The organism is Membranihabitans marinus (genome assembly GCF_019802045.1).
In the GTDB taxonomy this organism is placed as follows: domain Bacteria; phylum Bacteroidota; class Bacteroidia; order Chitinophagales; family Saprospiraceae; genus Membranihabitans; species Membranihabitans marinus_A.
Genome location: NZ_JAHVHU010000013.1, coordinates 111,640 through 120,927, shown reverse-complemented (window position 1 = coordinate 120,927; position 9,288 = coordinate 111,640). Strand labels below are relative to the sequence as shown.

At 41.9% G+C, this 9,288-nt stretch carries 9 protein-coding genes; 3 read left to right on the top strand and 6 right to left on the bottom strand.

What is annotated here, in order from left to right:
• Window positions 1-83: 83 nt before the first annotated feature.
• Window positions 84-1,607 (top strand): hypothetical protein, encoded by a 1,524-nt coding sequence (locus KUV50_RS14385; protein WP_222580871.1) that lies wholly within the window; start codon window positions 84-86, stop codon window positions 1,605-1,607.
• Between the two features lie 211 nt (window positions 1,608-1,818).
• A complete protein-coding gene (locus KUV50_RS14380; protein ID WP_222580870.1) occupies window positions 1,819-2,163 on the top strand; it encodes a hypothetical protein in 345 nt (114 codons plus the stop codon).
• 65 nt (window positions 2,164-2,228) lie between these two features.
• Here KUV50_RS14380 and KUV50_RS14375 read toward each other — a convergent pair whose 3' ends face one another.
• A complete protein-coding gene (locus KUV50_RS14375) occupies window positions 2,229-2,771 on the bottom strand; it encodes a DUF3575 domain-containing protein (RefSeq protein ID WP_222580869.1) in 543 nt (180 codons plus the stop codon).
• A gap of 506 nt (window positions 2,772-3,277) precedes the next feature.
• On the opposite strand from KUV50_RS14375, the gene KUV50_RS14370 reads away from it, so the two are divergent.
• Window positions 3,278-4,168 (top strand): sterol desaturase family protein, encoded by an 891-nt coding sequence (locus KUV50_RS14370; protein WP_222580868.1) that lies wholly within the window; start codon window positions 3,278-3,280, stop codon window positions 4,166-4,168.
• A gap of 754 nt (window positions 4,169-4,922) precedes the next feature.
• Here KUV50_RS14370 and sucD read toward each other — a convergent pair.
• From sucD to rplQ, 5 genes are all read right to left on the bottom strand, one after another.
• On the bottom strand, window positions 4,923-5,792 hold the full coding sequence (sucD, locus tag KUV50_RS14365) for a succinate--CoA ligase subunit alpha (RefSeq protein WP_222580867.1): 870 nt from the start codon (window positions 5,790-5,792) through the stop codon (window positions 4,923-4,925).
• A gap of 7 nt (window positions 5,793-5,799) precedes the next feature.
• The gene (locus KUV50_RS14360; RefSeq protein WP_222580866.1) at window positions 5,800-6,111 is read right to left on the bottom strand and encodes an FtsB family cell division protein; all 312 of its coding nucleotides are present in this window, start codon (window positions 6,109-6,111) and stop codon (window positions 5,800-5,802) included.
• A gap of 119 nt (window positions 6,112-6,230) precedes the next feature.
• Window positions 6,231-7,514, bottom strand: a complete 1,284-nt coding sequence (gene eno, locus KUV50_RS14355) for a phosphopyruvate hydratase (protein WP_222580865.1) — start codon at window positions 7,512-7,514, stop codon at window positions 6,231-6,233.
• Complete coding sequence (gene carA / locus KUV50_RS14350; RefSeq protein WP_222580864.1) at window positions 7,511-8,635, bottom strand: glutamine-hydrolyzing carbamoyl-phosphate synthase small subunit; 1,125 nt, start codon at window positions 8,633-8,635, stop codon at window positions 7,511-7,513. Before carA ends, eno begins: the two co-directional genes overlap by 4 nt.
• Window positions 8,636-8,718: 83 nt before the next feature.
• On the bottom strand, window positions 8,719-9,216 hold the full coding sequence (gene rplQ, locus KUV50_RS14345) for a 50S ribosomal protein L17 (protein WP_222580863.1): 498 nt from the start codon (window positions 9,214-9,216) through the stop codon (window positions 8,719-8,721).
• Between the last annotated feature and the right edge of the window lie 72 nt (window positions 9,217-9,288).

Below are 9,288 nucleotides of genomic sequence, written 5' to 3'. Positions count from 1 at the left end.
AACTTCATAATCATATCAGCCAATTTATACCACTCTAAAATGTACTACCTTTTCCATGGGCAAACACTGTGGAATGAAATAGAATGAAAATAACCCGTCGAAAAATAGTTGTTCTGACCGGAATCCTGATCATCATAGGAGGGGGCTTGTGGGGCGCCAACCTATGGGTGGGAAGTAAAATCAGATCATTGCTGGATCAGCAGGTCCGGGAGGGCTACCTCCATTATGAATCAGTTGATGTAAACATATTCTCAAATCGAGTTGATATCAAAAACCCTCGATGGAGGGATGACCAGTCCAAAGACATCCAAATGGATCGGCTTCTCATTTCAGATGTTTCATTGGTTTCTTATATCCTTCGAAAAGAACTTGAAATCGGACACGTTCATATAAATAATCCAACGACGATCCTTTACCAAAACCGAATCGATACGGTCAGCCAAAAACAGAACTCTCAAAAACCTGCTCCAATCAAGAGCATATTGATCAAAAATGCAGATCTCACCAATGGAACTTTTCAGTACTTCAAACAAGACCAATCAAAGTTTTCAATTTCGTGCCAGCTCCCCAGGTTTGAAATGGAAAATATACGCATAGATTCTGCGACCATGAAAAACTCCATCCCTTTTTCATATGGAAATTACAACTTGATCGCCGACTCCGTATTTTACAGAATGAATGAATTGTACCATTTAAAAGTCTCGCATATGACGGCGAAAAACGACTATATCCAGCTCGATAGTCTGACAATTAACTCCCCACACAATAAGTATCAATTTCAGGCATATATTCCCCACGAAAAAGCCTGGGTAAATCTCAGTATACCCCGGACAGAAATAACGAACACAGATTGGTTACTGAATCAAGACAGTATTGGTTTCTCGGCCTCTCATGTCAAAGTCTCCGATGCAGATCTTTATTTGTACAAAGACAATCGATTAGCGGACAATCCGTACTTCAAGCCATTGTATAGCCGATTGATACGAAATTTACCCATACAGCTGAAGGTAGATAGTGTGGAGGTGGCCAATGCTGCCATCACCTTCCAGTTGCAAACCAAAAAGGATCCACCACCTGGAAATGTATACTTCAGGGAGATCAATGCCAACATCACTCACCTGTCAAATGTAGACATGAACCATTCACAGTTTCCTAAAACCGTGATTTCGGCACAAAGCCGATTTATGGACAATTCGAAAATTCATTTGGATTGGTCCTTCGACATAAGTAATCCACAAGATGATTTTCTTGTTTCCGGTACCCTGTCCCGAATCGAAGCTGAGGGGATCAATTATTTTATCAAACCAGCATTGAACATCTCAGCCGATGGAGCCATTGATCGATTAGCATTCAATTTTGCGGGCAATAATGCGATCGCCACTGGTGATATGTACATTAATTACGATGCCCTTCGAATCAATCTGCTGAAAAAGGACGGCACCAAAAGGAGTCGATGGATCTCTGGTATACTCAATTTTATACTACGTAATAAACTAAACGGCCCGGTAGAGAAAAAAGGGCTCAAGATCGAACGCGTCCAAACCAAATCCTTTTGGAACTTTCTGTGGGAGATGGTCAAAGAAGGAACCCTAAAAACGATCGTTTGATGAGATAATACAGTGTTTTACTCAATTTTTTATCTCCTTCGGTTGCCTGTTAACTGTTTCCCAACAACATGGAGCCATGTCAATTCTATTAAATAACATATGAATAATGTCACTATTTGTACCAACCGCGCCGTATTATACCATTGAATTTGATTAAATTAACCGATGATAAAAGAAATTTTTATTATCCATCATTAAAATTTGACAACCTATGAATTACAAAAGAATTTTGCTTGCCGGATTTCCACTACTGTTTTTATTATTGAGTATGCAACCAGCTACAGCAAAGACTGATCCCAATCCAATCATTGAAATTGATGCATTGGAAACAGAAGCTGACTTTGAACAAGCTTATGAGACGCTCAAAGAGCATGTAAAAGAATTAAGAACCGCCAAACGAAGTGCTGAGACCAAAGCAGAAAAAGATCAGGTCAAAAAAGAAATTAAAGAAACCAAAAAAGAAATTAAAGCAGTAAAAGCCAAAGCATTAAGTGGAGGTATTTATATTGGTGGTGGTGCACTAATTGTAATTTTATTACTTATCATACTGCTTTAAATCGATAAACATTTAATATCCTTCTATGGGTTAAACCTCCTGAAAATCCATTTCAGGAGGTTTTTTTATTGTGTCCCGAACCGGTAGCCAATAGCTAGTTTACCCGTTCCATCAATATTAAATCCAGGCCAGTCACCTGCATCGAACGAAGCGTCATTTGACGAATAATTATTCAAAAAAGCACGTCCTAATCCCAGTCCAAGTTCAAAAATAATATGGCCTTTGGAGACCCACTTGTACCCCGCATAGAATCCGACCGCGAGCCGAATATTCTTCACTTTATCACCTGTAAAATTGATTGAATTATAACCGAATCGAGCGTAAGGACCGATATTAAATTTATCAATTCCCTGATCGGGCTTAAAATAGTATTTTCCCAAAGCGCGAAGGCCAAACCCATTGCTACTGAAGTCATCACCAAATACATTGTAGGGTGAAAAACTAAAGTTGGCAGTGCCTTCCAGTCCAAAATTATCGGAGATCGGTCGTTCCGCTGAAATACCAATATTACTAAAAAGTAATCCAATGGGATTGATGGTTACATCAGTTTGGGCAAAAAGCCCGGAAACGAAAAAAAGTAATGGGAAAGAGAAAAAGAAGTTTTTCATTTAAAATCGAATTTAAGATAGATTAATAGTTTTCGCGATTTCCAGTAGCCAAGATTATGATGAAGATGCCCTTTAGCATATAATAGCTTCATTTTCGTTTCAAGATAAAAATCGCAAGTCAATTGTTGAGGATTTTTGTGGCTTTAGACAAGACTTCATTTGCCGGTATTGAGGTTGCTTTTCCGGCGTCAAAGCCTTAATTCATGCTAAATTACATAAAAAGGATTTGTAAAGTTTATCTTGGACATTAAACTTGATTACGACAGGACTTTGGCTTTGGCAAAGTAGGTAACTAAAGTTACGTATGTGTCTCGCATCTCATATACCTGGGAGAATGGAGCCCCAGCTCCATTTTTTGTTTTTTGCGGGAGCAGGTGCTCCCACGTCCCAGACAATTCCCACATTCCAAGGGGCAAATAACGTAAAACACATACAAGGTTACCTATGGAATCTATAAACATAAGCACCTTTTGCTCGTTGTTATCTTAATTAATCAGATTTCATCGATGGACAAATACATTGACCTTATCCTTGGTTCTTTCACTGGCTACTGGAACTACCTCGTGTACGAAATCACGCATCCCGGATGGGAAAATTATTTCTACTGGCTGCTAACCTTGTCATTGATGGTCTTTGCACTCGAAATTATATTGCCATGGCGCAAAGACCAACCCATTTTCCGGAAGGGGTTCTGGATGGATGTATTTTATATCTTTTTCAACTTTTTTCTTTTCTCACTGATCGGATACAATGCCCTTTCTCACGTCGGGGTTGAACTTTTTAATGATTTCCTCGGACTCTTTGGGATTGAAAATATAGTGGCTTTTGAGGTTCAGCAATTCCCAGCCTGGGCGCAATTATTGATCATGTTTGTGATCGCGGATTTTATTCAGTGGAATGTGCATCGGATGCTCCACACGGTACCCTGGATGTGGGAATTCCATAAGGTGCATCACAGCGTGAAGGAGATGAGCTTTTCGGCCCACTTCCGCTTCCACTTCATGGAAACGATCATCTACAAAACAGTGCAATACATTCCTCTGGCGATGATCGGATTTGGAATCCAACAGTTTATTGTGGTTCATATGTTTGCCTTGTTTATCGGTCACCTGAATCACGCCAATCTCAGCTGGGGCTATGGCCCGTTGGGGTATATATTCAACAGTCCAAGGATGCACATCTGGCACCATGCACGAGAATTACCGGACGATCATCCGTACGGAATGAATTTTGGCCTATCTCTGAGTCTTTGGGATTATCTTTTTGGAACGGCATACATACCACACGATGGTCGGGATATTGAATTGGGATTTCACGGTGATGAGGATTTTCCGCAACGTTTTGGTGGACAAACAGTTTATCCGTTTCGCAAAGATAGTGGTAAGAAGTTGATGTAGAGTCTGTGCCTGTGCGATATGCCTTAAACCCGAAATTGATGGAAAATCTGAGCAGTGTGAAAGGCAGATCAAGTGCATTGAAATAAAAAAGATGATTGATGAAGTACCTACTCCGAATAATTTATGGCTTTTGATTTACCTACCTTGCGTTGATTATTGTATTAGTGGCAGTTAGACAGGTGCAGATCGGAGTGAATGTAGTCTAGGATCGACCATCGATTTTGCAACCTAAATCATACAATTTTGTGTAAAAAGCTTCCTTTTCCCCAAACGCAAGGAAGCCTTAAGCTTGAAAACAACCACTACAACCCTTGTATCGGCCCCAAATTCCATACGGGGCAAGCTGACTTTAGTCCCTCGAGATGAGATGAGTTTTTCTCATCTCATTTAAAAATGTATGAATCAAAAATCAAACGTCACCCAATATTGGACTGTGTAATATGCCCAATTTTGGAATTGAAGCAATTGATACACTATATATTATGTATCATAACAGATTGACGTGGTGAATAAGCGAGCTATAATCCGTAGCGGTAAGTACGCACTTGGGGTATAAAATTGACGACGAATAATTCCGTACCCCAGGTAGCGGTGCATGGAAAGACACCTTCTTTCTCACATGCATATACTATATATATTCTTTGATGAATACCAATGACCGGTCACAAAGTAGGGAAGTGTCCTGCTTCGGGCGCCGAAAATTGAGCGAAAGTGATCCCCTTCTCTTAAAAGCGAAGGTGGCATCTATTCCCTTCTACCCCATCACTTCTTTCATCGTACTACCGATCTCGGCAGGTGATTTCACGACGGTAATACCACATTCTTCGAGGATGGCCATTTTGGCTTCTGCAGTATCATCCTCACCACCGATGATCGCACCGGCATGTCCCATGGTCCGGCCTTTCGGCGCCGTCTGACCGGCGATAAACCCAACCATCGGTTTGGTGCCGTGTTCCTTGTACCATCGTGCGGCTTCGGCTTCCAAATTACCGCCAATTTCTCCGATCATCACAATGCCTTCGGTCTCGGGGTCATTCATAAAGAGTTCTACCGCCTGCTGAGTCGTTGTACCAATGATCGGATCTCCACCGATTCCGATGGCTGTGGTGATGCCGAGACCCGCCTTCACGATCTGGTCAGCGGCTTCGTAAGTCAACGTACCAGATTTGGATATCACACCGATGTTTCCTTTTTTGAAAACAAATCCAGGCATAATCCCAACTTTGGCTTCATCCGGAGTGATCACGCCGGGACAGTTTGGTCCAACCAACCGGCAATCAAAATCAGCAATGTAAGCCTTTGCTTTTGCCATGTCCTGTACGGGAATCCCCTCAGTGATGCAAATAATAGTTTTGATCCCTTCCGATGCAGATTCCATGATCGCATCCGAAGCAAAGGCCGGCGGTACAAAAATGATGGAGACATCCGCGTCTGTCGCAGCGACCGCTTCCTGAACGGTATTAAAAACGGGTCGGTCTAAATGAGTTTGTCCGCCTTTACCGGGTGTCACACCACCGACCACATTCGTACCATATTCGATCATTTGACCGGCATGGAAAGTACCCTCTGATCCGGTAAATCCCTGTACGATAACTCTTGAATCCTTATTAACTAATACTGACATATGCGATTTAATTCTTTTCGATGATGAAGACATCTTCATCGCTCTTTTTTAAAAAATATTTTTCCCGAGCAAATTTCTCAAGATTATTATTCAAATCCGCTCGTGCTTCTTTGACCACTTCGATCTCTTCAGTGTAGTATTCTTTATTTCGTTCCAACTCGTTGATTTCTCGGGTCAATTCAATCTGACGTGTCAATTTGTTCTGATCGAAAAAAATCATCCAGACAAGGAAGGCCATTGCGGCAACGACGTATTTGTTTAAAAAAACAGGTGGTATTGCAGATAAAAATCGGCCATAACTATTTGTGATCCATTTCATTTGCTTGTTGTTTGGGCATTCAACCGTTTGTGGTTTGTGGTTTGAGGCTTGAGACCTTTTCACCTTTCACCTTTCACCTTTCACCTTTCACCTTAATAATCCCAAGATATAAAATAAATTTATCCCAGCAAGGCTTTACCCAAATAAATACCACTGCTATCTAACTGTTCCTCAATTCGTAACAATTGATTATATTTTGCAATACGATCAGAACGAGAGGCAGAACCTGTTTTGATTTGGCCTGTATTCAAACCAACTGCAAGATCAGCTATCGTCACATCTTCCGTTTCACCACTCCGATGGCTAATCACTGAAGTATAAGCATTGATGGTAGCCAGATTGACCGCATCGATTGTTTCTGTAAGCGTTCCGATCTGATTCACCTTAATCAAAATCGAATTAGCTGCACCGTCGATAATTCCACGTTCCAGGCGATCCACATTGGTTACAAAAAGATCATCTCCGACCAATTGCACTTTCTGTCCAATGGCACTTGTTAGATTGGTCCACCCGGTCCAGTCATCTTCGTCCAGGCCATCTTCTATGGAAAATATAGGATATTTATTCACCCATTCTTCCCAGTATGCCACCATTTCGTCGGAAGATAGTTTACGCCCATCCGATTCCGCAAAATGATACACTTTGTTCTCCCGATCATAAAATTCAGAAGCCGCAGCATCCATGGCAATGTAAAAATCATCTCCTGGAATATAGCCTGCTTTTTCAATGGATTGCAGTACGATTTCGATTGCTTCCTGATTCGATTTGATATTGGGTGCAAACCCGCCTTCATCTCCTACATTTGTCGAATATCCTTTTGATTGAAGTACCGTTTTCAAATGATGGAACACTTCGGTTCCCATTCTAAGACCTTCGCTAAATTGATCAGCGCCAATAGGCATAATCATAAATTCCTGGAAGTCGATACTATTATCGGCGTGGGATCCTCCATTTAAAATGTTCATCATGGGCACTGGTAGAATATGTGCATTGGCCCCCCCGACATAACGATAAAGCGGCATACCTGATTCATTGGCTGCTGCTTTTGCGGCTGCAAGCGAAACCCCTAGAATAGCATTAGCACCCAATTCAGATTTATTGTCCGTCCCGTCCAATTCGATCATCAGATCATCAATAAAGCGTTGATCACTCACTTCTACACCTACCAAAGCGCGAGCGATTTCATCATTGACATTCTCTACTGCGTTCAGTACACCTTTTCCCAGGTATCTATCCTTGTCAGAATCTCGCAATTCGACCGCTTCGTATTGGCCCGTAGATGCACCTGAAGGTACAGCTGCCCGCCCCATAAATCCTGTCTCGGTCAATACTTCCACCTCCACGGTCGGATTCCCCCGGGAGTCTAAAATTTCCCGGCCTTTAATCTCAATTATTGCACTCATGCTGATTCTTTTTTATATTTTTTTACTTCTGAAATAAATTGATCAAATAAATAACGGGCATCGTGAGGTCCAGCAGATGCTTCAGGATGATATTGAACTGAAAAAGCGTTGCGCCCTTTAATCCGCAACCCTTCGATCGTTTGATCATTGAGATTGCGATGTGTCACTTCTACTTTATCCAAATTATCATTAATGGCTTCTGCACTCACCCCGAATCCATGATTTTGGGTGGTTATTTCACCCAATCCATTATCTGTATTCAATACCGGATGATTCGCGCCACGGTGTCCATGGTGCATTTTGTAGGTCGGAATCCCCGATGCCAAGGCAAATAACTGATGCCCAAGGCAAATGCCAAAAGACGGACGGTCATCTTCGATGACCTGCCGGGCCATTTCAATACCATAGTCCATGGCCGCAGGATCTCCCGGACCATTGGAAATAAATATTCCATCTGGATTCCAATTTACAATATCATCGTACACAGCGGAAGCCGGAAAAACACGAACCAATGCACCACGTACGGCAAAATTCTCGATAATACTGGATTTTACACCGTAATCAACCACCGCTATCCGCAGATCAGATTCGGGATCCCCCACTTCGTATTCGTCAGCATTCCCCACTTTGGAAGCCAACTCCAGACCGTCCATAGATGGTACTTCTTTGACCTGTCGTTTTAATTCTTCTACATCTAATATCTCCGAAGAAATAATAGCATTCATCGCACCTTCTGTCCGAATTTTACGAACCAAAGCGCGTGTATCAATATTCGATATTCCTACGACTTTATTATCTTCAAAATAAGCCTGTAACGATTGATCTCCTTGTTTACGGGAATAGTGATCACTAAAATTCCGACATACGAATCCGGCAATTTTCACCCCGTCGGATTCCTGTTCGCTATCTTTGCATCCATAGTTACCAACATGTACATTGGTACTCACCAAAATCTGACCGAAATACGACGGATCTGTAAAAGTTTCCTGATATCCTGTCATTCCAGTATTGAAGCAAATCTCACCGGTTGTCGTTCCTTTTACGCCAATAGCATGACCGGTGTACACTGTACCGTCTGCTAATACTAGATATCCTTTATCTGGTGCCGTATCGTGTTTCATGTAATCAGTTTATGTGATAAGTTACTATTCGATTTGTGCAAATATAAGCAAAAAAAAAGCCGGTAAAAACCGACTTTATAAATTTATTCTTCTTCCTTCCCGGAGTCGGTAGCTGCAGCTGCTGCAGCCGCTCCTGTAGATCCTCTACCGCTTCGACGCGTTCTCCCTCCGCGTCGCGTTCGTTTTTTGCCCGGAACATTTCCATCGTTGGGATTGTATGTTTCGTTGAAATCAACAAACTCAATCATGGCCATTTGAGCGCCATCTCCTTTTCGAAAACCCATCCGGATAATTCGAAGATACCCCCCGGGTCTTTCACCTATCGCAATCAAAATTGGTCCAAACAATTCTTTGACGGCCTCTTTATCCTGTAGATATTGAAACACGACACGACGGGCATGCATGTTATTCGCCTTTGACTTGGTAATGATCGGCTCCAAATGAGGTCTCAGAGCTTTCGCTTTGGCCAACGTGGTAATGATCCGCTTGTGCTTGATCAAAGCCACTGACATGTTCTGCAGGGTTGCTTTTCGGTGAGGTGCTGTCCGCCCCAGATGGTTAAACTTTTTTGCGTGTCTCATATCGTTTTACATTTTAATTTACTTCGCAGCACCCAAATTAAATTTTCAGTAACTGCAATCTTTATTATAGAA